Annotated in this window: 20 protein-coding genes and 1 pseudogene; 9 read left to right on the top strand and 12 right to left on the bottom strand. The window is 70.5% G+C overall.

From position 1 onward, the window contains the following. Window positions 1-169 precede the first annotated feature (169 nt). From ACIRHA_RS07520 to ACIRHA_RS07500, 5 genes are all read right to left on the bottom strand, one after another. Window positions 170-2224 (bottom strand): phosphocholine-specific phospholipase C, encoded by a 2055-nt coding sequence (locus ACIRHA_RS07520; protein ID WP_403841046.1) that lies wholly within the window; start codon window positions 2222-2224, stop codon window positions 170-172. Between the two features lie 292 nt (window positions 2225-2516). Then, window positions 2517-3452, bottom strand: coding sequence for a LysR substrate-binding domain-containing protein (locus ACIRHA_RS07515; protein WP_403841044.1), 936 nt, complete (start codon window positions 3450-3452; stop codon window positions 2517-2519). A gap of 40 nt (window positions 3453-3492) precedes the next feature. Beyond that, the gene (locus ACIRHA_RS07510) at window positions 3493-4326 is read right to left on the bottom strand and encodes an HpcH/HpaI aldolase/citrate lyase family protein (protein WP_403841042.1); all 834 of its coding nucleotides are present in this window, start codon (window positions 4324-4326) and stop codon (window positions 3493-3495) included. Then, on the bottom strand, window positions 4323-5498 hold the full coding sequence (locus tag ACIRHA_RS07505; protein ID WP_403841040.1) for a CaiB/BaiF CoA transferase family protein: 1176 nt from the start codon (window positions 5496-5498) through the stop codon (window positions 4323-4325). The genes ACIRHA_RS07510 and ACIRHA_RS07505 overlap by 4 nt, the downstream gene beginning before the upstream one ends. 119 nt (window positions 5499-5617) lie before the next feature. Then, window positions 5618-6988, bottom strand: a complete 1371-nt coding sequence (locus tag ACIRHA_RS07500) for a GntP family permease (protein ID WP_403841038.1) — start codon at window positions 6986-6988, stop codon at window positions 5618-5620. 216 nt (window positions 6989-7204) lie between these two features. On the opposite strand from ACIRHA_RS07500, the gene ACIRHA_RS07495 reads away from it, so the two are divergent. Then, window positions 7205-9187 (top strand): ABC transporter ATP-binding protein, encoded by a 1983-nt coding sequence (locus ACIRHA_RS07495; RefSeq protein WP_403841035.1) that lies wholly within the window; start codon window positions 7205-7207, stop codon window positions 9185-9187. 13 nt (window positions 9188-9200) lie between these two features. Here ACIRHA_RS07495 and ACIRHA_RS07490 read toward each other — a convergent pair whose 3' ends face one another. Then, window positions 9201-10001 (bottom strand): TetR/AcrR family transcriptional regulator, encoded by an 801-nt coding sequence (locus ACIRHA_RS07490; RefSeq protein ID WP_403841033.1) that lies wholly within the window; start codon window positions 9999-10001, stop codon window positions 9201-9203. A gap of 113 nt (window positions 10002-10114) precedes the next feature. On the opposite strand from ACIRHA_RS07490, the gene ACIRHA_RS07485 reads away from it, so the two are divergent. Continuing rightward, window positions 10115-10975, top strand: a complete 861-nt coding sequence (locus tag ACIRHA_RS07485; protein WP_403841030.1) for an SDR family oxidoreductase — start codon at window positions 10115-10117, stop codon at window positions 10973-10975. Between the two features lie 79 nt (window positions 10976-11054). On the opposite strand, the gene ACIRHA_RS07480 is transcribed toward ACIRHA_RS07485, so the two are convergent. Beyond that, a complete protein-coding gene (locus ACIRHA_RS07480) occupies window positions 11055-12041 on the bottom strand; it encodes a LacI family DNA-binding transcriptional regulator (RefSeq protein WP_403841027.1) in 987 nt (328 codons plus the stop codon). Between the two features lie 183 nt (window positions 12042-12224). Here ACIRHA_RS07480 and ACIRHA_RS07475 point away from each other — a divergent pair, with 183 nt between their 5' ends. Then, a complete protein-coding gene (locus ACIRHA_RS07475; RefSeq protein WP_403841024.1) occupies window positions 12225-13703 on the top strand; it encodes a family 43 glycosylhydrolase in 1479 nt (492 codons plus the stop codon). Here the strand turns inward: ACIRHA_RS07475 and ACIRHA_RS07470 are convergent. From ACIRHA_RS07470 to ACIRHA_RS07460, 3 genes and pseudogenes are all read right to left on the bottom strand, one after another. Continuing rightward, window positions 13691-13891, bottom strand: a pseudogene (locus tag ACIRHA_RS07470) (nuclear transport factor 2 family protein); the annotation flags it as partial. The gene ACIRHA_RS07475 and the pseudogene ACIRHA_RS07470 sit on opposite strands and share 13 nt — an antisense overlap. 21 nt (window positions 13892-13912) lie before the next feature. Then, window positions 13913-14503, bottom strand: a complete 591-nt coding sequence (locus ACIRHA_RS07465; RefSeq protein WP_403841021.1) for a helix-turn-helix domain-containing protein — start codon at window positions 14501-14503, stop codon at window positions 13913-13915. Window positions 14504-14525: 22 nt separating this feature from the next. Then, the gene (locus ACIRHA_RS07460; RefSeq protein ID WP_403841018.1) at window positions 14526-15689 is read right to left on the bottom strand and encodes an LLM class flavin-dependent oxidoreductase; all 1164 of its coding nucleotides are present in this window, start codon (window positions 15687-15689) and stop codon (window positions 14526-14528) included. A gap of 235 nt (window positions 15690-15924) precedes the next feature. On the opposite strand from ACIRHA_RS07460, the gene ACIRHA_RS07455 reads away from it, so the two are divergent. The 5 genes from ACIRHA_RS07455 (at window position 15925) to ACIRHA_RS07435 (ending at window position 20367) form a co-directional block, all read left to right on the top strand. Beyond that, window positions 15925-17337 carry a purine-cytosine permease family protein gene (locus tag ACIRHA_RS07455; protein WP_403841015.1) on the top strand — a complete coding sequence of 471 codons (1413 nt, stop codon included), beginning with the start codon at window positions 15925-15927 and terminating at the stop codon, window positions 17335-17337. Next, window positions 17334-17765, top strand: a complete 432-nt coding sequence (locus ACIRHA_RS07450) for a RidA family protein (protein WP_403841012.1) — start codon at window positions 17334-17336, stop codon at window positions 17763-17765. The genes ACIRHA_RS07455 and ACIRHA_RS07450 overlap by 4 nt, the downstream gene beginning before the upstream one ends. Continuing rightward, window positions 17762-18559 (top strand): creatininase family protein, encoded by a 798-nt coding sequence (locus ACIRHA_RS07445; protein WP_403841010.1) that lies wholly within the window; start codon window positions 17762-17764, stop codon window positions 18557-18559. The genes ACIRHA_RS07450 and ACIRHA_RS07445 overlap by 4 nt, the downstream gene beginning before the upstream one ends. A gap of 60 nt (window positions 18560-18619) precedes the next feature. Beyond that, window positions 18620-19780, top strand: a complete 1161-nt coding sequence (locus ACIRHA_RS07440) for an alpha-hydroxy-acid oxidizing protein (protein WP_403841007.1) — start codon at window positions 18620-18622, stop codon at window positions 19778-19780. An 86-nt stretch (window positions 19781-19866) separates the two neighbouring features. Next, complete coding sequence (locus tag ACIRHA_RS07435) at window positions 19867-20367, top strand: flavin reductase family protein (RefSeq protein WP_403841004.1); 501 nt, start codon at window positions 19867-19869, stop codon at window positions 20365-20367. 34 nt (window positions 20368-20401) lie between these two features. On the opposite strand, the gene ACIRHA_RS07430 is transcribed toward ACIRHA_RS07435, so the two are convergent. Further along, on the bottom strand, window positions 20402-21553 hold the full coding sequence (locus ACIRHA_RS07430; protein WP_403841001.1) for an LCP family protein: 1152 nt from the start codon (window positions 21551-21553) through the stop codon (window positions 20402-20404). Between the two features lie 55 nt (window positions 21554-21608). Next, window positions 21609-22136: a transglycosylase SLT domain-containing protein gene (locus tag ACIRHA_RS07425; RefSeq protein WP_403840998.1), complete on the bottom strand. Its 528-nt coding sequence runs from the start codon at window positions 22134-22136 to the stop codon at window positions 21609-21611. A 478-nt stretch (window positions 22137-22614) separates the two neighbouring features. Here ACIRHA_RS07425 and ACIRHA_RS07420 point away from each other — a divergent pair, with 478 nt between their 5' ends. Then, the gene (locus tag ACIRHA_RS07420) at window positions 22615-24030 is read left to right on the top strand and encodes an FG-GAP-like repeat-containing protein (RefSeq protein WP_403842175.1); all 1416 of its coding nucleotides are present in this window, start codon (window positions 22615-22617) and stop codon (window positions 24028-24030) included. The last annotated feature ends 50 nt before the right edge of the window (window positions 24031-24080 follow it).

The raw sequence follows: 24080 nt of genomic DNA, 5'->3' as shown, positions 1-24080 counted from the left end.
GCCGGCCTCGCGGGCGGTCCTTGCCAGGCGGATGCCCGGCCACCGGCCCGCGGCGGCCGGCTCCTTGGTGACCTCGACGATGCCGCGCCGGACCGCCACGAGGCGTCGCGCGGCTCATAGCCGTCCGAACGCGCCCAGGTAAGAGGGGCGCGTCCCGCGCGCTCACCGCTCAGGCGGTCGCGATACCCGGGTCGCTCACTCCCGGTGCCCCGTTCTCCACGTGCCCGGCCAGCCGGCGCAGATACCCGGTGATCCCCTCGGCGGCCACCGTCAGGTCGTACCAGCGACGGGTCCCCTTGAGGTCGACGGTGTGCCGGGCCGTGCCGCGCGCGGGCACGGTGTACGTCTGCGCGTCACCGCCGTATGCGTTGGTGACGGTGAGCCGGATCGCCGCCGACGTCGGGTTCGTCAGGGTGAGGGCGAGGTTGCCGGTGCCCCCGTCGTGGCGTGCGGTCACCTCGGGGCCCGCGGTCTTGTTGTCGCCCTGGAAGGCGCGCAGGAACCCGTTCGGACCGTGCACGGTCAGGTCGTAACGGCCCTTGGAGTACTCCGAGTTCCAGCTGTCCGCGATCGACTTCCCGGCCTCGGCCGTGTACGTCCAGGGGCCGTCGCCGCGGCTGAGCGAGCGGACCTGGAAGGCGGCTCCGGCCTGCTCGCCGCCGCTGAAGGTGAGCCGGTACTTGCCGGTCGCCGCATCGGCCGCGCCGTCGACGTACGGGGCGTAGGCGAGCGGGCGGCTGGGGCGGGAGCCGGCCTCCTGGCGGGGCAACGCGCCCTGGGCGGGCGGCTTCGGGACGTAGCTGGGGTGGCGGTCGCGGTCCGGTGGCGCGTAGCCGGAGGTGTCGGGCAGCTCCGCCGGTTCGGTCACCTTGAGGGAGAAGTCGAAGGCCGAGGTGAGGTCGCCGCAGATGGCACGGCGCCACGGCGAGATATTGGTCTCCTCCACCCCGAACCGCTGCTCCATGAACCGCAGGATCGAGGTGTGGTCGAAGGTCTCCGAGCACACGTAGCCGCCGGTGGACCACGGTGACACGACGACCATGGGGACACGCTGGCCGAGCCCGTAGGGGCCGGCGGCACGCGAACCACCGGGGTAGTAGTCGAGCTTGGTGTCGACGGTGGACAGGCCCTGGTCCGCGGTCGCCGGCGGGTAGGGCGGCACGACGTGGTCGAAGTAGCCGTCGTTCTCGTCGTAGGTGACGAACAGTGCGGTCTTGCTCCACACGTCGGGGTTCGATGTGAGGGCGTCGAGGACCTGGGAGATGTACCAGGCGCCGTAGTTCGCGGGCCAGTTGGGGTGCTCGGAGAAGGCTTCGGGAGCGGCGATCCAGGAGATCTGCGGGAGCTTGCCGGCCTTCACGTCGGCCTTGAGGACGTCGAAGTAGCCGTCGCCCGCCTTGGCGTTGGTGCCGGTGCGCGCCTTGTCGTAGAGCGGGTCGCCGGGCTTGGCGTTACGGAAGTTGTTGAAGTAGAGCAGCGAGTTGTCGCCGTAGTTGCCGCGGTAGGCGTCGTCGATCCAGCCCCAGCCGCCGTCGGCGTCGAGACCGTCACCGATGTCCTGGTAGACCTTCCAGGAGACGCCCGCCTTCTCCAGGCGCTCGGCGTACGTCGTCCAGCCGTAGCCCGCCTCCTCGTTGCCGAGGACGGGGCCGCCGCCTGTGCCGTCGTTGCCGACGTAACCGCTCAGCATGTAGTAGCGGTTGGGGTCGGTCGCGCCCATGAACGAGCAGTGGTAGTCGTCGCAGACCGTGAACCGGTCGGCGAGGGCGTGGTGGAAGGGGATGTCGTCCCGGGTCAGGTACGCCATCGTGCCGGTGCTCTTGGCGGCGATCCAATTGTCGTACTTACCCGCGGCGAAGGCGCTGTGGCCGCCGGCCCAGTCGTGGTCGAGCCCCGCGATGAACTTCATGCCGAGGTCGTCCGCGTCCGGGTGGTAGGGCAGGGTCTCCTTGCCGCCGCTGGACTGGTGCCAGACGGGCTTGCCGCTGGGCAGGGTGACCGGTCGCGGGTCACCGAAGCCGCGGACGCCCTTCAGAGTGCCGAAGTAGTGGTCGAAGGACCGGTTCTCCTGCATGAGCACCACGATGTGCTCGATGTCCCGGACGGTGCCGCTGCGCCGGGCGGCGGGGATGGCGGCCGCGCGGTCGATGGAGCCGTTCAGCGCCGTGACGGCGGCGGTGGCTCCGGCGATCTGCAGGAAGCGGCGCCGGTTGAATGCGGTCATGGGTGGGGGGTTCTCCTGTTCTGCGGTGGTGACGAGTCGGACCGTCGTGCGAGAAGCAGGGAAAGGACGTCGCCGATGACGCCGGTGTCGACCGGCAGTTCAAGAGACGCCCACGTCAAGCCGTTCGACAGGTCCTGCGCGCGGTCCGGCATGTGCTCGTCCTTCGGCGAGAGAGAGCAGGTCGAGATCGTTCTTACGCGAATCGACAGACATGATCAAGGTGCTGCGCCAACACGACGAGGCGGGAAACCGTCGCAAAGTTGAACAAGACCCCGTCGCCGAGGCGGCTCGGTCAGGCAGGCCGGATGCCCGGCCACCGGCCCGTGGCGGCCAGCTCCTTGGTGACCTCGACGATGCCGCGCCGGACCGCCACCACGGCGTCGCGCGGCTCATAGCCGTCCGTGGCCGTGCGCACCGCGATGTGGCGGCGCAGCGCGGGGTCGACGATGCGGCGGACGCCGAGGCGGTGCTGGGTCCCGTGGACCGCGACCACTGAACGCGGCAGGATCGTGCAGGCCTCGCCGCTCTCCGCGATACGGATCAGCGTGCCGAGCGACTCCACGTCGCCGACGTTCATGGGCACCATTCCGTGGGCGGCGAACGCCCGGTCCACCAGGGCCCGCAGGTTGCTGCGCGCCCCCGGCGTCACGAGTGGCACCTGTCGCAGGTCGGGCAGGGACACCTCGTCCGGATTCCCGGGAGCGGGGGCGGGGTCGGGGTTCCCGATCAGGTACAGCTCCTCCGAGTACAGCGGGAGTTCCGCCGCGCGTGGCGCGTCGTCCTCGCGGAAGACCGCGGCGAGGTCCAACCGCCCGGCGAGCAGCAGCTCGTGGACGTAACCGCTCATCGACTCGAAGAGCTGAAGGTGGATTCCGGGGTAGTGGGCACGGATCCAGGAGAACAGGGCGGGCGCGAGCGGCGCGGTCACCGTGGTGGGCAGGCCGATGGCGACCGGCCCGTGGACGGGCTGCCGGTCACTGGTGATGTCCTGCGCGAGCCGGTCGAACTGCCGCACCAGTTGCTGCGCGTCCCGGTAGAGCGTCCGCCCCCGGGACGTCGGCCGCACACCGCGCGGGCCGCGCTCAAGGAGCCGGACGCCGAGATGCGCCTCGAGTTGGGCCATGCGCTGGCTGATGGCGGGCTGCGACACGTGCAGCACGCCGGCGGCCCGGGACAGGCTGCCGGCGTCGACGACCGCGATGAAGTCACGCAGTTGGGCGATGTCCACGGTGGAGTTCGCGGCCGCCTTCCGGCTCTGGGGTGTCGATCTATGACGTGGTGTCTCGTGCGGCGAGTTCGGCCTGGTGGAGGATGCGGCGTGCTCGTTCGACGACGGGCCGGTCGATCATCTCACCGTCCACGGCCGCCGCCCCGTCGTGGCCTGCGGCGAGTACCCGGCGGGCCCAGAGCACGTCGTCCTCGGCGGGTGCGAAGGCCGTCCGCACGTGCGGGAGTTGCGCCGGGTGGATGCAGAGCTTGCCGCCGAATCCCCAGCCGCGACCGCGCGTGGCCGCCCGGGTCACGGCGGCCGGGTCGCGGACGGCCGTGGTCACTCCGTCCACAGGCGCCGGCAGTCCGTTCGCCGCCGACCAGCGGACCAGGTCGCATCGGGCGGAGTCAAGGGCTCGATCGTCGGACACACCGAGGTCGAGGGCGAGGTCGATGCTGCCGAAGAGCAGCCGGGCGCAGGCCGGTTCGGCCGTGATGCCGTCGAGGTGGATCAGCCCTCGCGCGGTCTCGATCAACGGGAGTACGCGGGTGCCGCTCGCCTCGGCCGCGTCCCGCACCTGCGCCGCCGACTCGGTCTTGGGCAGCACGACGGCCGCGGGCGCCAGGGCGCGACATGCGGCGAGGTCGTCCGCGAACTCGGCGGTCCGGGGGCCGTTGACCCGCACCACCACGGGCACGTCCGTGTCCCGCGGCCAGGCAGCGCGCACTTGCTCTCGGGCGGCCGCCTTGTCGCCCGCGGCCACCGCGTCCTCCAGGTCGATGATGACGGCATCGGCGCCGCTGCCGACCGCCTTCGCGAACCTGTCGGGGCGGGTGGTCGGCACGAACAGCCAGCTCACCGCCGTGGCCAGCGGGTCGCTCGCGCCGGTCATGCGACGCCCCCGGTGGTGAGCTCGTCGATCTCGGATGGGCTCAGGCCCACCTCGGCGAGGATCGCCCGGGTGTGCTCGCCGAGTTCGGGCACCGGGTCCATGCGTGGTGTGTCGTCGACCAGGCCCGGTGGGGCCAGCGCGGGGATCGGTCCTGTCGGGGTGTGCACCTGGTGCCAGCGGCCGCGGGCGGTCAGCTGCGGGTGCTGCCACACCTCGGCCAGCGAGTTGACCCGGGCGTGCGCCACCGGGACGGCCGCCAGTAGCTCGACGGCCTCGGCCGCGGTGAGTTCCGCGAACCGCGCGGCGATGATCGCGCCGAGGGCCTCGCGGTGCGCGTTGCGGGCGGCGTTGCCCGCGTAGTCCTCGTGTGTCGCCAGTTCGGGACGGAGCAGGAAGCGTTCGCAGAAGGCCGTCCACTCGCGCTCGTTCTGGATGCACATCATGACGACCTTGCCGTCCCCGGCGGTGAAGGGGCCGTACGGATAGATGGTCGCGTGCGCGGCGCCCGCACGCGGCGGCGGCTCGGCGCCGTCGTACGCGTAATACAGGGGGAAGCCCAGCCACTCCACGGTGGCCTCCAGCATCGATACATCGACATGGACGCCCTCACCGGTGCGGCCCCGCTCCAGCAGGGCGGCGAGGATCCCGCTGTAGGCGTACATGCCGGCGGCGATGTCGGACACGGAGATGCCGACCTTCGCCATCTCCTCGTCCGTGCCGGTCACCGACAGCAGCCCGGATTCGCTCTGCACCATCAGGTCGTACGCCTTCGCGGTGGCGTACGGGCCGGGAGATCCGTATCCGGAGATGTCGCAGACGATCAACTTCGGGTGCGCGGCGTGCAGTTCGGCCCAGCCGAGGCCGGCCCGCTCGGCCGCGCCGGGCGCCAGGTTCTGCACGAAGACATCGGCGTCGGCGAGCAGCCGGCGCAGCGCGGCCATGCCCCGGGGGTCCTTGATGTCGAGGGCGAGGGACTCCTTGTTGCGGTTGACCCATACGAAGTGGGAGCTGAGTCCGCGCACACGGGTGTCGTAGGCGCGGGCGAAGTCGCCGACGCCCGGCCGCTCCACCTTGATCACACGGGCGCCGAGGTCGGCGAGCTGTCGGGTGGCGTACGGAGCGGCGATGGCCTGCTCGAGCGAGACGACGGTGAGGTCGCGGAGGGGTTGCATGTGCTTCTCTCTGTCGTACGTGGTTCAGGGCCGGGCTGTCTTACGTGGTTCAGGGTCGGGCTGTCGTACGGGGTTCAGGATCGGGCTGTCGTACGTGGTTCAGGATCGGGGCGCGGGTCTCACACCACGAAGCTCACGGCGATCACCAGCACCAGCGAGACGACGGACGCCAACGCGGTCACGAAGGTGAGCGCCTTGAGCGCGCCCCGGGTGGTCACCCCGAGGAGCGGCTGGAACATCCAGAAGAAGTTGCTGTTCACCTGCAGGGCGAAGAGCGAGCCCGAACCGATCGCCAGAGCCAGCACCGCGGGCGGCACCGCGAGGTCGCCCATGATCGGGGCGATGATCCCGGCCGCGGCGATGGCGGCGACGCCGATGGAGCCGATGGCCAGGTGCAGCAGCGCCGCGACCAGCCACACCAGCAGGATCGTCACCACCGTGGACATGCCCGCGTCGGCGGAGAAGATCCCGGAGAGGACCTTGTCGAGGCCGGTCTTGCCGATGACGGCGCCGAGCGATCCTCCGACTCCGGTGACGAGCAGGATCTGCCCGGTGCTGTGGAAGCCCTCGGTCACCGCCTGGTCCACCCGCTCGTTGCTGAGCACCCGCTTCGCCAGGGCGTACGCGCCGACCAGTCCGGCGAACAGCGCGAACGCCGGGTTGCCGAGGAAGGCGAGCAGATCGGACCGCACGCCCGCGGCGTCGGCGATGGCGCCGGTGGCGATGAGCAGCAGCGGGACGACGATCGGCAGCAGCGAGAGGTACAGCGGCGGCAGGGGGCGGCGGGCGCCGGGGTGTTCGGGCTCGGTCACGGTGCCGGTGGCGTCGGCCGGTTCCTTCTGCGCGTCCTCGTTGTCGGGCACTTCGTCGGTGTCCGCGTTCCACAGGCCGTGGCGCAGCAGCCGGCCGAAGAGGAACGTGGTCAGCAGCGCCGCGAGCGGGCCGAGGACGAAGCCGTACACCAGCATCGTGCCGAGCGGCACGTGCAGCAGCCCGGCGACCGCCAGGGTGCCGAGGCCGGGCACGACGAACACGTAGCCGACGAGGATGCCCGCGCTCAGCGCGCCGCCCATCATGGGCAGCCCGTAGCGCCCCATGCGCGGCGCGGCCGACTTGGCGAGCGGGGCGGCGAGGACGAGTTGGACGTCCACGTAGATCGACGGGAAGACGGCGCTCAGCGCGCCGGCGAGCGCGTAGGGGAGCTTTCCGGGCCCGAGGAGGCGCATCAGCTTCTCGACGAGTTTTTGCAGCGCCCCCATGGAGTTCAGCAGCGAGCCGAGCAGTACGCCGAAGCCGATCAGCAGTCCCACCTCGGCCATGATGTCGCCGAAGCCGTCGACGACGGTCTTGATGGTGCCCTCGAAACCGAGGCCGGTCGCGATGCCGAGATAGAGCGAGCCGACGACCAGGGCGATCACCGGTTCGACCTTCGGCACCAGAATGAGCAGGACGACCACGAGGATGGCGATCGCGGTATGCAGTGCTGTCACGGGGGTTCCTCTCACCACGTCGTGAGTTCATGTGAGGGAAACACGGTGGTCACGGCGGCGGAAGGCAGGAATCCGCGAGGGGGGTATCAGGCGTCCTTATAACCCGTGCGCGGGACGGGCCATATTGGTGTGGCGGCGCGCGGCGTCGACGGCCTGCCGCAGGGCGGCTGTGCGCGCCCCGCCCCGACGAGCCCCGACGACGTGAGAGGTGGACGCATGAGGATTCTGCGGCGCCCGCGGATCGAGGAGCCCAAGGTGTCGGCCTCCGAACTGGAGCTGTTCGGCGGCCCGTTGCGCTACGACATGGGCTGGAGCAAGCACGAGTACGCCCGCCTGGACCTCACCCTGTGGGGTGCGCTGAAGTCCCTGCCCCGCCTGGTGGGACACACCATCACGCTGGCATGGCGCACCGACCGGCGTTCACTGGTCACGGTGGGCGCGACCGAGGTGGGGCAGGGCATCGCGGCCGCGCTGAGGCTGCTCGCGGTCAACGCCGCCCTGCACGCGGTGCTCGCGGCCGGTGCCGATGTGGGCGGCCTGCGCCGTGCCCTGCCCGCGGGGGCCGTGCTCGTGGCCGTCAACAGTGTCAACGCCGTCCTGGCGTCCTGGTCGACCTCGGCAGCGGGGAGCCTGGAACCCAAGGTCGAACGTGCCGCGAGCGAGCAGTACCTGGCGGCCTGCGAGCGCGTCGAGATGGCGGCGATCGAGGACGGCGCGTTCCGTGAGTTGATCGACCGGGCGCAGTACGGGGCCATCGAGGCGCGCCACATGATCGGTTCCAGTGTCGCGGCGATCAACAGTGTGTTCTCGCTCGTCGCCTCCGGCGGGGTACTGCTCGCGCTCAACCCGGTGCTGCTGCCGATGCTGGTGCTGATCGTGGCACCGCGGGGCTGGGGGGTGATGCGGGTGGCGCAGCAGCGGTACTTCTCGACCATGACCTGGATCGAGCACGTGCGGGCGAGCCGGGTGCTGTCCACTCTCCTGACCTCGGTCACGGCCGCGTTGGAGGTGCGCGTCCATGGCGTGGGCGGCTTCCTGCTCCGGCACTTCCACCGGATGTCGCACTCCGCCGAGTCCGAACAGGAGCGCCTGGCCAAGGACAAGGCCCGCACCGAGCTGGCCGCCTCGGCCCTCCAGGGGGTCGGCTACCTGCTGACCTTCCTGTTGATGATCGGCCTGTGCCTGTCGGGGCGCATGAGCGTGGCCGCCTTCGGCACCGCCGTCATGGCGCTCAACTCGGGTTCTGCCGGGATCGGCGCCCTGGTCAACACGATGAGCCAGCTCCACGAGCAGTCCCTGTACGTGCACGACCTGGCCGACTTCCTCGTGAAGGCCGACGACCGGGCCATCCCGGACGGCGGTCTCCCCCTCCCCGGTCGGCCCAGGTCCATCCGCCTGGACGGGGTCGGCTTCCGTTATCCCGGCCGCGACGAGCCGGCCCTCAAGGGCGTCTCCTTCACCCTCTCCCTGGGCAGCGTCATCGCCCTGGTCGGACCCAACGGCTCCGGAAAGTCGACCCTGGTCCGCCTGTTGTGCGGACTTCATCTGCCCGGGGAGGGGCGCATCCACTGGGACGGCGTCGATGTCGCCGAGGCCGACCGGGCGCAGCTGTTCGCCCATGTCAGCCTGCTCACGCAGAGCTTCGAGCGCTGGCCGTTCACGGCCGCGGCGAACATCCGCATCGGCCAGCCCGACCGCGAAGCCACCGACGACGAGCTGCACACCTCGGCCGAGTACGCGGGCGCGGATGGTGACATCGCGGCGCTCCCCCGCGGCATGAACACGCTGCTGGGCAAGCAGTTCCGTGGCGGAAGCGATCTCTCCGGCGGCCAGTGGCAGAAGATCGGTCTGGCCCGCGCGCACTTTCGGGACGCCTGCATGATCATCGTGGACGAGCCGACGTCGGCGCTCGACCCGGACGCCGAGCAGCGTGCCTTCGACCAGATCCTCGGGCTCGCGGGACCGGACCGCATCATCGTTCTGGTCACGCACCGGATGGCCGCGGTCCGGCACGCCGACCGCATCTTCGTCCTCGACGAGGGCCGCCTGATCGAGCAGGGCAGTCACGCCGAACTGTTCGCCACGGAGCCCACGAGCCGCTACGCGCAGATGTACCGCCTCCAGGCGGACCAGTACGAACACCTCCCCCACCGCTCCGTACCGGAACCCACCCGCCCGGCCGTCCCCGATCCGAACTGAGCGCGCGGTCAGGTCAGTTCCGGCCCGTGCCGCCATCCGCCGCCAGGCGTGTGAGCCATTCGCGCAGCAGGCTCTGCTCGGCCCGACTGAGGACATCCGTCTTGTCGGTGCCCGTGTCGGTGTCGGCGCCCGTGACGGTGTCGGTGTCGGTGCCCGTGTCGGCGTCGGCGTCGGCGTCGGGCAGCGCGGCGCGCAGGGCTCGGGCGGCCGGGGCAGGGCCGGACTCCGCGGCGGAGAAGGCGGGTTCGGCGCGGGTGATGGCGGCGATCATGGCTTCGCGCAGGACGGTCAGCAGCGCCGGGTCGCGGCGTTCCGCCGGGGTGGCCTGCCAGGTGATGACGGCGCCCTGGCCGGTGGCCTGGATGATCTGCGCCGCCAGCTCCTCGCCGACCCGCAGCCATCCTGCGGCGGCGAGCCGTCGCACTCGGCCCCGGAGGATCTCCAGGCCCGCGTGGTGCGCCGCGTCCGTCTCCCGGCCGGTGGACCTGTTCATCACCGCGTACAGCTCGGGACGCGAGATCCCGAACTCCACGACCATGTCCCAGCCGCTGCGCAGCTCCTCCACCGGATCCTGCGGTGCGGGGTCGAGGTGTGCGCGCTTGTTCTCCAGGAACTGTGCGTAGCCGTGCTCGGCCACCGCTTCCAGGAGTCCGTCCTTGTCGCCGAACAGCCGGTAGATCGCAGGCGGCTGCATCCCGGCCGCGGCGGCGACCGCGCGGGTGCTCACCGCGTCCGGTCCCCCGCTCTCCAGTAGCTCGACGGCCGCTTCGACGATGCGGCTGCGGGGGTTGTCTGCGGCGTCACGGAGAGGCATGTATCAACGATAACGACTTTCCGCTTCCATCGCTATTTCCAGTGATACCGTTGAACTGATTCCACCGGAAACACCATCGGAAGCACCACTGGAAACAGCGTGGGGAGAACCCTGTGATCATCGTGACCGGAGCCACCGGAAAGCTCGGACGTCGCGTCGTCGAGCGCCTACTGGACCGCGTCCCCGCCGAGCGCGTCGGCGTCAGCGTCCGCGACACCCGCAAGGCCCAGGACTTCGCCGACCGCGGCGTCCGCGTACGGCAGGGCGACTTCGACGACCCCGCCTCCCTCGTGCACTCCTTCGAGAACGCCGAGCAGCTGCTCCTCGTCTCCCTCGACCGCACCGGAGAGGAGTGCGTCGCAGGCCACCGCACCGCCATCGACGCCGCCGTGAAGGCCGGCGTCGGCCGCATCCTCTACACCAGCCAGATGGGCGCCGCCCACGACTCGCGTTTCCAGGCGTGCCGCGACCACGCGAGGACCGAGGACCTGCTGCGCGCCACCGGCCTGCCCTGGACCTCGCTGCGCAACGGTTTCTACGCCGCCAGCGCCCTGCAGTTCCTGGAGCCCGCCCGCCGCAGCGGAGACATAACGCTGCCCGCGGACGGCCCCGTCGCGTGGACCGGCCATGACGACCTCGCCGAGGCCACCGCCGCGATCCTCACCGACGAGGGCCGTTTCGAGGGGCCCACCCCGCCGCTCACTGGTCCGGCGGCGCTCGACTTCGCCGCCGTCGCCGAGCTCGCGGCCCAGGCCGCCGGGCGTCCCTTCACGCGCACCGTCGTCCCCGACGACACTTTCCGCGAGCAGGCTCTGGCGCACGGCGCGCCCGCTCCGACGGTTGACCTGATGCTGAGCATCTTCGCGGCGGCGCGGGGCGGCGAGTTCAGCGCGGTCGACCCGACCCTTGCTGAGTTGATCGGCCGTCGGCCCGCGGACTTCCGGGCCCTGCTGGAGCGCTCCTGGGCCGCATAAAAGCAGAATCGGAGCCGAATCGGAGCCGAATGGGAGCAGAAATCGGAGCCGAACAGAACCCCAGAGACCACCGGGGGTCTCAACCCCCCGTGCTCTCCCGCACGATGAGCTCGTGGCCGACGACGTGATCCCGTGGCGGGGCCCCGCCCGGATCGTCGATGCGGTCGAGCAGGAGGGCCACGGCGGCCCGGGCGATCTCCTGCTTGTCCGGGGCCACCGTCGTCAGGCTCGGCACGCTGAAGCGCGACGCCTCGATGTCGTCGAAGCCCACCACGTCGAGGCCCCCCGGCACACCCACCCGCCGCTCGTGCAGGGCCCGCAGCGCGCCCAGGGCGAGGTGGTCGTTGAGGCAGAGCAGGGCGTCGGGGCGCGGGTCCATGTCGAGCAGCGTGGTCGCGGCCCGTGCGCCGTCGCGCCACTGGAAGGCGCCCACCGGCACCACGAGATCGTTGTCGAAGGGGACTCCGGCCTCCTTCAGCGCCTTGCGGTAGCCGTCGGTGCGCAGCCGGTCCGTGCCCTGGGGGCCGCGCGCCCTGCCGCCGACGACGGCGATACGACGCCGGCCCCGGGACAGCAGATGCGCGGTGGCCTCCCGCGCTGCCGCCACGTTGTCGATGGCGACGTGGTCCGTGCCGCCCTCGGCGGGCCGCTCGCCGAGCAGGACCACGGGGAGGGCGCGGTCGCGGGCGGCCAGGTCACGCGGGTGCAGCGCGAGCGGGCTGAGGACCACGCCGTCGGTGAAGCGGGCGTCGAAGCCGTGCAGCGCGGCCAGTTCACGCTCGCGTACCCCGTTCGTCTGGTGCAGAAGGACGGTCAGGCCCCGCCGGTCCGCCTCGGCCATCACCAGCTTGGCCAGTTCGGCGAAGTACGCGACGTCGAGCTCGGGCACGGCCAGGGTGATCATGCCGGTGCGGCCCTGGCGCAGTTGCCGGCCCGCGATGTTGACCCGGTAGCCGAGCGCGTCGATCGCCTCTTTGACGGCCTCGCGCGTCCGGTCCGACACGTGCTCGAAGTTGTTGATCACGTTGGAGACGGTCTTGGGCGAGACCCCCGCGTACTCCGCCACGTCCTTGATCCTCGGCCTCGCCGCCACCCCACTCACCCCTCCCGCTCGTCCGGCGCCCGTGAGCGTATCCACCCGGCCGCGCCGGATGGCCGACTCGCCGCCACAGCTGCCGCGTTGACACGCCTCTGCCCCTTCCCTACCGTCCTGAAGCCTTGGGACTTACATCGATGTAAGGAGTCGTTCATGCGCGCACGACACCGTGCCGCTCTGGTCGCCACCTTGGCCGCCGCGTTGATCGCCCTGTTCGCGGGCCTGGTCAGCGCGGAGCAGGCCACCGCGGAGAGGCCGGCGCCGACCTCCGCGCGGAAGCCGGCACCGGCCGCGGCCGCATCGAGCACCTTCCGCAATCCGCTCAACACCGGCCCCGACCCGTTCCTGTCCTACGCGAACGGGGCCTACCACCTCACCACCACCCAGGGCGACAGCATCAAGATGTGGAGCTCGCCCTCCCTGGCCACGCTGCTCGACGCCGACCCGAAGACGGTGTGGACGGACACCGACACCTCGCGCAATCAGCACATCTGGGCACCGGAGTTCTACCGCTCCGGTGAGCGCTGGTACATGTACTACACGGCTGACGACGGCACGGACGAGCACCACCGCCTCTACGTCCTGGAGTCGGCGGGCGACGATCCCACGGGCCCGTACCACTTCAAGGCGAAGCTCACCCCGCCCAACCACGGAGACGACTTCGCGATCGACCCGGGCATCCTCCAGCACGACGGCAAGCTCTACCTCGCGTACAGCGGCATCAACCCGTACCAGCACAACGGCCTCAACATCGCGCCGATGTCGAACCCGTACACCGTCTCCGGCGACGCGGTCGCCATCGACGGCGCGGGCGGCTGCCCCGAGGTCCGCGAGGGCCCGGAGTTCCTGAACCGGGGCGGCCGTACGTGGCTGACGTATTCGACCTGTGACACGGGCAAGCCCGACTACCAGGTGTGGATGATGTCGCTCGCGGACGGCGCAGACCCGCTGGTGGCCGGCAACTGGAAGCAGCACGACGGACCGGTCTTCAAGCGGGCGGACGACCGCGGTGTGTTCGGCCCCGGCCACCACGCCTTCTTCAAGTCCCCCGACGGCAAGGAGGACTGGCTGATCTACCACGCCAAGACCACGTCGACGAACACCTACAGCAACCGCACGACCCGCGCCCAGAAGATCGGCTGGAACGCGGACGGCAGCCCGAACCTCGGCACGCCACTCGCCCTCGGCGCCACCCAGAACCTGCCCTCCGGCGACCCCGGATCGGGCAACCACTGGATCAACGACGACGGCCGCTCCAGCGGGTCAGGCTCCGTCAAGTACACCGGCACGTGGAACTCCGGTACGGGCTGCGCGGCGCAGTGCTTCTGGAGCGACGACCACTGGAGCGACAAGGCGGGCAACACCGCGACGTACTCCTTCACCGGCACCCGGATCGCCCTGCTGTCCGTCAAGGACACCGGCAACGGCATCGCCGCGATCAGCGTCGACGGCGGCCCCGAGCAGCGCGTCGACTTCTACGGCGCGATCCGCACCGGCGAAACCCTCCAGTACCTCAGCCCCCGCCTCACCAACGGCCCGCACACCCTCCGGGTCCGGGTGACCGGCGACCACGGCGCACCTTCCTCGGGCGCGTTCGTGAGCGTGGACCGGGCGGAGGTCTACACGGACTGAAGCGTGACATCGTCCGGCAGCCGCGGAAGCGGTCCCCGCGTCCATGCCACCCGCGGCGCCGACGCGGAGATGAAGACGCTACCGGAGCCATCGGCCAGCACATGGGTACTCAACTGGGCCCCACGGGCCGTGGCCCGGTCACCGTCGATCTCGATGACGGCGTCGGTACCCATGTGCAAGGAGGCCCCTGGCCGCTGGAGTTCGTGGACTCACTGCTTCGAGACGATGAGGAGCAGGCGCACCTCGGAGTCGTCGAGCACCCGCCACCGGTGCGGGAGCGACCCGGGATAGCTGATGACTTCCGTGGGTCCGAGCCGTTCCCGTCGGCCGCCTTCAAAGTCGAGTTCGATCCACCCGGTCACGACATAGATGAGCTCGTGCCCGGGGTGCTGGAAGTACTCCTCGAACTCCGCCGGGCCACCCGTGTATTCGAGCGGCTGGACCGGCCAGTCATGCCGGGTGAGTGAGCGCACGACGGCCCCGTTGGGGGTGTCGGTGCGGGGCACCCGGATCCCGTCGGCCTCGCGGAGCACATCCACTTCCTGTTCGGCGGGGTGCGCGAGAAGGGCCGAGATCGTCGTGTCCAGGGTCCGGGCGATCCGGTTCAGCGTGGTGATACTGGCCGTGGTGAGCCCGCGTTCGAGCTGGCTGAGGAAGGCATGCGACAGGTCGGCGCTCTGTCCGAGCTGCTGCAATGTCAGCTTCCGAGCCCGGCGCAGGGACCTGATCCGGACACCCAACAGCCGCATCAGGTGGTCGTCTTCGGGGCGGGGGCCGTCAGCGACCGGTTTCCGTGCCACGGGAGAAGACTACCTACTGCCGTCAGCCGAGCATCGGGACGACGTCCTCAGCAAAGCGCCGCATCTGTTCGGCGGCCATGTCGTAGGTGTGCCCGGGAAAGTGCGGGAACAGCACCAGGTGCTCCAGGCCGAGGGCGTCGCGGTAGTGGGCGACGAGTTCGGCGACCTCCTCCGCTGTCCCGACAGCCCAGGTCTTCTGCGCCGTCGACTCCTCGAGGGTGGGGACGAGACCGGGAGGCGCCGGCTTGCCGTCAGGACCCATGTAGCCACGGCTCCAGCCGAACGGCGCGAGCAGGTTCCAGAACTCGTCGTGCCCGCGCCGGCCTGTCGTCCACGCCTGCTCGTGGGTGTCCCCGATGTGGAACGGGAGCACCAGGATGCGGTTCTGGCCGGGTCGCAGCGCGTCGTCGTGGTGCTCGGCGTAGAGCTCGCCGTAGCGCTTCCACTGCGACTCGATGAACGAGTGGTGCTGGTTCCACCACACGCAGCCGTGCCCTGCCTCCGCGGCGTAGGTCAGTGTGGGCGGGCTGGTGACTGCCTGCCAGATCTCCACCGGGTGCAGCGGGCCGGGCAGCAGGGACAGCGTCTCGACCGGGCCGTCGGGACCCTGCGTCCCCGGCGGCGGGAACTCGAAGTGCTTGCCCTTGTAGGAGAAGGTCTCCTGCGCCAGCGCGGTCCGGATGATCTCCATATACTCGGCGAACACCTCCCGGTTCCGCTCGTCGACCGCGGCTCGGACGTCGCCCTCGGCCAGGTGGATGTCCGCCTGGTGCATGGCAAGACTGCGCAGCTCACGGGGGACCGTCCCGCGGCCCACCCCGAGTACGGCTCGCCCGCCGGAGAGGTTCAGCAGCGTGCTGAAGTCCTCGGCGAGACGCAGCGGATGCCACTGGGGGACGATGTTGAACATCGCGCCCACCTGGATGCGTTCGGTGCGAGCGACCAGGTTCGCCTCGAGCAGCAGGGAGTTGGGGACGACCTCGTACCCCTCGTGCTGGAAGTGGTGCTCGGCGAGCCAGTAGCTGTCGTAGCCGAGCTCCTCGGCCAGGACGCCGAGTTCGAGCAGGCGCTCGGTCGCGTGCCACACCTCCTCTCGAGAGGCCCGGCGTTGGCCGGCCGGGAGCCACTGTCCGTTCTTGACATCGGCCATCTCGATCGATCCGAAGTAGAAGACGCCGTATCGCACGCCGCACCTCCCAGTAGCGGGGCCGTCGAGCGGGTCTCGTCCCGACGCTGCTTGTAAGTGATACTTACATTCGTGTCTCCGTCAAGACGCGCAACAAGCCTTGACAGCAGAGGATTTGGGCCCAACTCTCGTTTCCAGATGTTCGTGACATCAACAGTCGCCCAGATGTGAGCAGTTGAACGGGAACGGCACGACACATGCGCTCGGCGACACGGCTCCAGCGTTGGAGGGCCCCATGAGTGGTAACTCCGGATCTCGACGGCATCAGAGTCTTCCTGTCGAGAACAACGGGATCGAACACGTCGCCGAGGACGAACGGCGGGGCAAGGTCTCCTCGTCGTTCACGCTCTGGTTCTCGGGAAATCTCCAGTACTCGGCGATCGTCGTCGGCGCCCTGCCCACGGCGTTCCTGGGGCTGAGCTTCGGCCAGGCCGCCCTCGCACTCACGGTCGGCACACTCGTCGGGAGCCTGCTGCTCGGGCTCACCTCGTCGATGGGGCCGCGGGCCGGAACGGCTCAAATGGTCCAGTCCCGGGGCCCGTTCGGGTATGTCGGCAACTTCCTGCCGACCCTGCTCCTGTTCATGTCGGGTTTCGGCTTTTTCGCCGTCAACACCGCACTCGGCGCCTACATCGTGCGGTACCTGTTCGGCATTCCGTTCCTCGGTGCCGTCGTCCTCGTCACCGGATTCCAGATGGGCATCGTGATCATCGGTCACGATCTCGTCCACAAGGTCGAGCGGGCACTTGTACCGATCATGAGCGTTCTGTTCGTCGTGGTGACGGTCTACGGGCTGAAGGCCGGCGACCTGACCGCCCCCGGCAAGGGCACCGAACACGGCATCGTCGGCGCCATGCTCACGGCGGTCGCGCTCAGTTCGTCGCGGACCTTCGGCTTCGCGATCTGTGCCTCCGACTACACCCGCTATCTGCACAGCGGCACCAGCCGGAAGAAGGTGACAGGAGCGACGTTCCTCGGGGCCTCCGTGGCAGGGCTCTGGATGCATCTGCTCGGCGCGGCGATCGGATCGGTGATCTTTCCGCAGAGTCCGACAGACCTCGTCACCGCCATCGCACCGCCGGTCGCCGCGGTCATCGCGCTCATCCCGCTGCTGGCCTCGACTGTCGCCGCCGGTGTCATCGACATCTATTCCGGATCGCTCGCCCTGCTCATCGCCGACATCCCGATGCGACGCTGGGTGTCCGCACTGGTCACTGGAGTCGCCGGAGGCTCGCTGGCCTGGTGGGCCGGCCTCGGCGACGCGGCGTTCGCCCACTTCCAGAACTTCCTGTTCCTCATGGGCTATTGGGTGGGTCCCTGGCTCGGTGTGACGCTCACCGACCACCTCGTCTTCCAGCGCCGCGAGGGGGTGCGCGCGGCCTGGTTCTACGACCGGACCTGGCGGGTCGGCCCGGGACTCCCCGCCTTCGCCCTCGGCGTCCTGGTGTCGGTCCCGTTCATGAACCAGGCTCTGTACGTCGGCCCCATCGCCTCGCGGTACCCGTTCCTCGGTGACATCGCCTACTGGATCGGCGGGGCCGCCGCGTCGCTGGCGTATGCGGCGATCCGGTGCACCCGCCCGTCCTGGTCGGTGGGATCCCGCACGAAGCACACCACGAACACCGGCATGGACCGGAGCCCGGCGTGACGGCCAAGCGGGGTCTTGGCCCGCTGCACTACGGGGCGACCGAGCAGCCCTGGAGCCGCGGAGCCGCGGCCGGCCGCTGGGTGATCACGAGCGGCATCGACGGCGTCGTCGACGACCGTGGTACCGCCCTGTCCGGCATCGAGGCCCAGACCCTCATGGTGCTGGAGCGCATCCGGACCATCCTCGCCGACGCGGGATGCGCCGTCGACGACATCGTGGCGCTCGACCAGTACCTGGCCGACCCCGCGCAGCGGGCCGCGTACATGGACGTACGGGACCGGTGGCTCGCCGAGCACGGTCCCGGCCTGTACGCCCGGCGCGACTACGCGTCCCTGCTGATCTATCCGCGTCTGGCGACGCCTGCGATGCGCGTGGAGATCCGCGCGACCGCCTACCTCCCCGATCCGACCCCGCAGGAGGGTTCATGACATCCCCATCGCACCTCTTCGCCGAGCTGAGCATGGCCCAGGTCCGCGAGCGGTGCTCCGCCGACTCCGTCGCGGTCCTGCCGGTCGGCGCCGTCGAGCAGCACGGTCCGCATCTCCCCCTGATCACGGACGCGCTCGTCGCGGAGGCCGCGAGCGCGTCGGCCGTGGACCGCCGCGGTGAAGACCTGGATCTGTGGCTCCTCCCGACGCTGTCCTACGGCCGATCCGTGGAACACGAGTGGTCTGCGGGGACCCTGTCCCTGTCCACCAGCACGTTTGCCGCCGTACTCGCCGACCTCGGCCGCAGCGTCGCCGCGGCCGGGATCCGCCGGCTCGTGCTGGTCAACGGGCATGGTGGCAACTCCTCCGAGATCCAGACGATGCTGCGCGACCTCCGCCGCGCCCACGGCCTGCTGACCTTCGCCGTGAACGCCTTCCCGCCGCCGGAGGAGGATCCGTTCGTCGGCATCGAGCAGGGGCAGGGAATCCACGGCGGGGCAGGCGAGACGTCGCTCATGCTGCACCTGCGGCCGGATCTCGTCGACATGGACGCCGCCGCGCCGCACCTGCCTCGCGGTCTGGCCGGCAATACGCATGTCCGGTTCGCAGGCAGCGTGAGCTTCGGCTGGCTGTCCGACGACTTCGGTCCTGACGGCTACCTCGGCGACCCGACAAAAGCGACCGCGGACGACGGGCGGCGGGCCTTCGACGCGATGACCGCGCGGCTCGGTGAGCAGCTGGACGAGATCGCTCGCTTCGACTTCACCAACCACCTTGCCGGGCCCGCGTTCTGAACGGCGCCCGCCCCTGCTTCCCGTGCGCCCCGCCCATATTTCCCGTACGAAGGGACCGTCATGCCCGCACCGCAGTACGGCGACTACCAGTACGAGATCTACTTCGATGCCCTCGACGGCGTCGCCCCACGCTTCCCGGTCGACGCGGCGTCGCTCGAACGCAAGGCCGCCGAGGTGCTCCCCTGGTGGGTGCACTCCTACGTCGCCGGCGGGTGCGGCGACGAGGGGACCCAGCGCGCGAACGTGGCGGCGTTCAGCCGGCACGGGATCGTGCCGCGGATGCTGAACGGCGCCTACGAACGGGACCTGTCGGTCGACCTGTTCGGGATGTCGCTGCCCAGCCCGCTGTTCATGGCTCCGATCGGGGTGATCGGCCTGTGCAGCCAGGACTTCCACGGTGACATCGCCGTAGCGCAGGCTTCGGCGCGCACCGGCGTCCCCATGGTCGGATCCGTGCTCATGCAGGACCCGATGGAGGACATCACGCCGCACTGTGGCGACACCCCGGGGATGTTTCAGCTCTACGTTCCCCGCGACCGCGACCTGGCGGCGAGCCTGGTAGAACGCGCCGAGGCGGCCGGATACCGCGCGATCGTGGTCACCGTGGACACCTGGACGACCGGCTGGCGCCCCAGAGACCTCAACACGGGCAATTTCCCGCAGCTGCGCGGGCTCGTCCTGCAGAACTACTTCTCGGACCCGACGTTCCTCAAGCGGCTCTCCGCACCTCCGGCCGAGGACCTGCGGGCAGCGGTTCGCGAGTGGATCGGCATCTGGGCCAACTCCCTGCAGTGGGGCGATCTCCCCTGGCTGCGCTCGCTCACGTCGCTGCCGATCCTGCTCAAAGGCATCTGCGTCCGCCGTGCCCGCGACCACGGCATCGATGGCATCTACTGCTCCAACCACGGGGGCCGCCAGGCCAACGGCGGACTGCCCGCCCTTGACGCACTGCCGGGTGTGGTCGAGGCCGCCGACGGGATGCCGGTGCTGTTCGACTCCGGTGTCCGCTCCGGCTCCGACGTGGCGAAAGCACTCGCGCTGGGCGCGACGGCGGTCGGGGTCGGACGGCCGTACGCCTACGCGCTCGCGGTCGGGGGCGCGGACGGCGTGGTGGCGCAACTACGGGCGATCCTCGCGGAGCTGGATCTGTTGATGGCGATAGACGGCTTCCCGACCCTGGCCGACCTGCGGGCCGCAGGCACCGTGCCGGTCAGGACCTGATCCCCCGCCACACCTCGACCTCGCGCACCGAGACCTGCGCACGCGCCATCGGCACGGGCCATCCGCACGGACCAGGAGAGACACATATGCACACGAAACAACTGCCGTCGTTCCGCGATGTCCTGGGCCACTTCGCGTCCGGCGTGACCGTCGTGACCGGGACCGACGAGCACGGACCGGTGGGCTTCACATGTCAGTCGTTCTCGTCGCTGTCGCTGGACCCACCGCAAATCATCGTGCTGCCGGGACGATCGTCCACCAGCTGGCCGCGCATCGCGGCCGGCGGCCGATTCTGCGTGAACATTCTCGCCGACCATCAAGGGGACATCAGCACGACATTCGCAACACCGGGCATCGACAAGTTCGCCGACGTGGCGTGGACCCGATCCCCCTCGGGGCTGCCCCGCCTGGACGAGACCTGCGCGTGGCTCGACTGCACGGTCGCGGAGGTCCACCCCGGAGGTGACCACCGCATCGTCATCGGCGCGGTCGACGATCTCGGTGCGACGCTGCACACCCGTCCACTGCTCTTCCATCGCGGCCACTACGCGGGCATGACCGGGCTGCGGCACCGGCCCGCGCGGTGACCACGAGCGTGCGCCGAGTCGGCGGTCTCGGCCGTCAGACCCCCGCCCCCGACACCACCGGTGAATCCGTCCGGTCTGCCACTGAGCCCTGTGTCGCCTTCTTCGGGATCGGCTGGTCGTGGCGCAGGGACTTCCAGACCTGGTGCGAGGCCTTTTCGAGGGGGAGGACACGGCCCGCGTCCTGCGCGTCGTAGGTGACCGGCAGCGTGGTCATGCGGGTGCGGTCGGGGCTGATGCCCTTCAACTCCTTGGCGAGGCCGAGGAGTTTGTCGGCGGACGCCAGCTCGGAGTCCGCGCTGATGGACTTCGTCGCCGTGTCCGCCAGGGCGTAGGACTTGCTCGGGCTGCCGAGCGGGTCGACCGTGTCCGCCCGGTGGATCAGGGCCTTGATGAACGCCTGCTGGAGCTGGATGCGGCCCAGGTCACTGCCGTCGCCCACGCCGTGCCGGGTGCGTACGAGCGCGAGCGCGTCCTTCCCCTTCAGACGGTGCTTCCCGGAGTCCAGGGAGAGGCCGCTGTTGCTGTCGTGGATGGCGTTGCGGGTGGTGATGTCCACGCCGCCGAGCTCGTCGATCAGCTTCTGGAAGCCCTTGAAGTCGACTTCGAGGTAGTGGTCCATGCGGACGCCCGACATCTTCTCGACCGTCTTCACGGTGCAGGCGGGCCCGCCCAGCGCGTACGAGGAGTTGAACACGGCCTTGTGGGCCGCCTGGACGTCGCCGTGCGAGGTCTTGCAGGTGGGGCGGTCGACCTCGGTGTCGCGCGGGATGCTGACGACCGAAGCCTTCTTGTGGGTCTTGTCGACGTGCAGGACCATCGCCGTGTCCGCGCGGGCGCCCATCACGCCGCTGCCGTACTCGCCGTGGGTTCCCGCCCGGGAGTCGGAGCCGAGCAGCAGGATGTTCATCGCGCCGCCGTCGTGCTGTTCGTCGGGCCGGTTGGAGCCGAGGGCGGCGTCCACGTCCGTGCCCTTGATGTTGCCGTTGAGGTGCTGCCAGGCGTAGGCCACGCCGCCGCCACCGACCAGGGTCAGGCCCAGGGCACCGCCCGCGATCCAGCGCAGTGCACGCTTGCGCCTGCGGTGCCGGGAGCGGCGCAGCCGGGCGGGGCCGTAGGCGGGCACCACGGGCGCCGCGGGTTCGTCGGCCGGGTGCACCTGGTGCTCGTTCCCGCTCTCGTGCGGCATGGGGGCTTCCTCACTGATCGTGCTGCGTGCTGCTCGGTACTCGCTGACCAGTGGGTCAGTACGCCGAGTCGACGTTGTCGATGGAGCCGTAGCGGTCGGCGGCGTAGTTGGCGGCCGCGGTGATGTTGGCGACCGGGTCCGTCAGGTCATGGGACGTGCCGGCGACGTGGTAGGTGTCGAAGGTGGGCTGGATCACCTGGAGCAGGCCCTTGGACGGGACGCCGTTCTGGGCGTTGACGTCCCAGCCGTTCTCGGCGTTCGGGTTGCCGGAGGACTCGCGCATGATGTTGCGGTGCAGGCCCTCGTACGTACCGGGGATGCCCTTGGACTTCATGATGTCGAGGGACTCACGGATCCAGCCGTCGAGGTTGTTGGAGTACGTCTTGGCGGGCGCCGCGGTCTTGGTCGTGGTGGCGGCCTTGGCGGGCGCGGTGTGCTCGGATGCCTGCGCCGGCGAGGAGGGGACCAGGGTGAGGGCCGCCGCGGCGGCAGCCGCCGTGGCGATACCGGCGGCGGAGATCCTGCGCATGCGGTCGGTGCGGTTGGCGGCGTTCGTCGGCATCGGGGCAAAGGGCATCAGCATGAGGGGTGGCTCTCCAACGGTTCTACGGGGGGGGCGGCACGAAGTGCGTCGTGCGGCGCGAGCCGGTGCCGGTGCTCTCCGACCCTCCCGGCTGCTCGGGACTTCATCAGGGGTAGCGGCGCGCGGTGGCCGGACGCAAAGGTGTGACGTACTACCCGGGTACGCAGAACCGGCAGATCGGGCACTTCGGGCGGGCGCCGGGCGGCGGCGTTCCACGGCGGCCGGAATTACTACCGTCCTTAGCATGTGCCGTGGCTCATATGGGTGGGCTCACAGCCTGTGCGCTCCGCGGGTGCCGTCCGTCACTCGCTTCGGTGGCACCGGCGGGACCTGTGCCGTTCACACCACTTCCACCCCGGCGTGTACAACCAGTCGCCTTCCTCGGCGGTCTGCTGTGATGACGCTGCGCCGCATTCCGCAGGGAATCCCCGCGCACCGGCACCACGGCGACAGGACAACGGGAGTGTGTGTGAACGGCATGAGACGGCAACGGATGCTCGCGGCGTGCGCGACGGCTCTGGCGGTGACGGGAGGCGTGCTGCTGGTGGCGGCGCCCGCGCAGTCCGAGCCCCGGGCCGCGGCCCCCCGCGCGGGTGACTTCGACGGCGACGGCTTCGGCGACCTCGCGGTGGGCGCGCCCGAGGGGACAATCGCCGGGTTCGCGAAGGCGGGCTACGTCTCGGTGGCGTACGGCACCGCACAGGGCGTGCGCACCACCCGGCACAAGGGCATCACCCAGCGCACGGCGGGCATCCCCGGCACCCCGGAGGCGGGCGACCGGTTCGGTTCGGCGACGGCCGTCGGGGACGTGGACGGCGACGGGTACGCGGACCTGGTCATCGGCGCGGGCGGGGAGGCCATCGGCTCCGTCAAGGGCGCCGGTTCGGTCACCGTCGTCTTCGGCGCGAAGGGCGGGCTCAGTGCGGACGCCATCGCCTTCCACGCCCCTACGCCGACGGCCCGGCAGGCCTTCGGTGACAGGCTGGCCGTCGGCGACTTCGACCACGACGGCCGCGCCGACATCGCGGTCGCGGCCGGCACGAAGGTGCACGTGGTGAAGGGGGCCACCCATCTGCGCGACACCCCGACGCCTGCCATGAAGGCCCTCGCCCCGCCCGGGGGCGGCGCCGGAACCGGGCAGATCGCCGCGGGCGACGTCAACGGTGACGGATACCTGGACCTCGCCACCGTCGCGTACGCCGACGACGCGGCGGACGAGGGCACCCTCGCCGTCCTGGCCGGATCGGCCAAGGGCCTCACCGGCACGACGCTGGGCAAGACGGGTCTGCCGTTCGCGGGCTACAGCATCGTCGCCGGTGATGTCACCGGCGACGGCAAGGACGACATCGTCGTCGACACCACCGCCGTGGACGGCCCGGACGACTTCCTGCTGCGCATGTTCCCGGGCACCGCTTCGGGGATGGGCGCGGGCGTGCCCTACGGGGGCAAGGCGGAATCCGGCCGAGCCGGCGTCCTCGCCGACCTCGACGGCGACGGCCACGCCGACCTCGTCACCTCCGACACCACCGCGACCGACCCGGACGGGTTCAACAACGCGGGGGCGGTCACGGTCGTGCCCGGCGCCGACTCCGGCCTCGACGCGCAGGGGGCGCACACCATCACCCTGGCCACGCCCGGCGTGACCGGCTCCAGCGAGGGCAACGACCTCTTCGGCTCCTCGGTGGCCGCCGGCGACTACGACGCGGACGGCACGGCCGACCTCACCGTCGGCGCACCCGGCAAGTACCTCGGCACCGGCGCGGTCAGCGTCATCCCCGGCTCCGCGGACGGCCCGACCAGCACGGGTTCGATCCTCTTCACCCCGGAGGACCTGGACCACCCGGCGGCCAAGGCCCGCTTCGGCTCTGCCCTGGGGGCGACGGCGCGGCGCTGACGCCGATGGCCCCGGGGGCGTGCCGTCGCGCGCTCCCGGGCCCGAGGCGG

Origin of the sequence: Streptomyces sp. NPDC102360, from assembly GCF_044766085.1 — a bacterium.
In the GTDB taxonomy this organism is placed as follows: Bacteria; Actinomycetota; Actinomycetes; order Streptomycetales; family Streptomycetaceae; genus Streptomyces.
Note: the sequence above shows the minus strand (reverse complement) of the source record. Positions and strands in the feature narration are given on the sequence as shown.

What these genes read in the sequence shown, in the direction of transcription:
- ACIRHA_RS07520 (WP_403841046.1), bottom strand. Translation starts at nt 2,224, where the DNA reads ATGACCGCATTCAACCGGCGCCGCTTCCTGCAGATCGCCGGAGCCACC.
- ACIRHA_RS07510 (WP_403841042.1), bottom strand. Translation starts at nt 4,326, where the DNA reads ATGACCGGCGCGAGCGACCCGCTGGCCACGGCGGTGAGCTGGCTGTTC.
- ACIRHA_RS07505 (WP_403841040.1), bottom strand. Translation starts at nt 5,498, where the DNA reads ATGCAACCCCTCCGCGACCTCACCGTCGTCTCGCTCGAGCAGGCCATC.
- ACIRHA_RS07495 (WP_403841035.1), top strand. Translation starts at nt 7,205, where the DNA reads ATGAGGATTCTGCGGCGCCCGCGGATCGAGGAGCCCAAGGTGTCGGCC.
- ACIRHA_RS07490 (WP_403841033.1), bottom strand. Translation starts at nt 10,001, where the DNA reads ATGCCTCTCCGTGACGCCGCAGACAACCCCCGCAGCCGCATCGTCGAA.
- ACIRHA_RS07475 (WP_403841024.1), top strand. Translation starts at nt 12,225, where the DNA reads ATGCGCGCACGACACCGTGCCGCTCTGGTCGCCACCTTGGCCGCCGCG.
- ACIRHA_RS07455 (WP_403841015.1), top strand. Translation starts at nt 15,925, where the DNA reads ATGAGTGGTAACTCCGGATCTCGACGGCATCAGAGTCTTCCTGTCGAG.
- ACIRHA_RS07445 (WP_403841010.1), top strand. Translation starts at nt 17,762, where the DNA reads ATGACATCCCCATCGCACCTCTTCGCCGAGCTGAGCATGGCCCAGGTC.
- ACIRHA_RS07440 (WP_403841007.1), top strand. Translation starts at nt 18,620, where the DNA reads ATGCCCGCACCGCAGTACGGCGACTACCAGTACGAGATCTACTTCGAT.
- ACIRHA_RS07435 (WP_403841004.1), top strand. Translation starts at nt 19,867, where the DNA reads ATGCACACGAAACAACTGCCGTCGTTCCGCGATGTCCTGGGCCACTTC.
- ACIRHA_RS07430 (WP_403841001.1), bottom strand. Translation starts at nt 21,553, where the DNA reads ATGCCGCACGAGAGCGGGAACGAGCACCAGGTGCACCCGGCCGACGAA.
- ACIRHA_RS07425 (WP_403840998.1), bottom strand. Translation starts at nt 22,136, where the DNA reads ATGCTGATGCCCTTTGCCCCGATGCCGACGAACGCCGCCAACCGCACC.
- ACIRHA_RS07420 (WP_403842175.1), top strand. Translation starts at nt 22,615, where the DNA reads ATGAGACGGCAACGGATGCTCGCGGCGTGCGCGACGGCTCTGGCGGTG.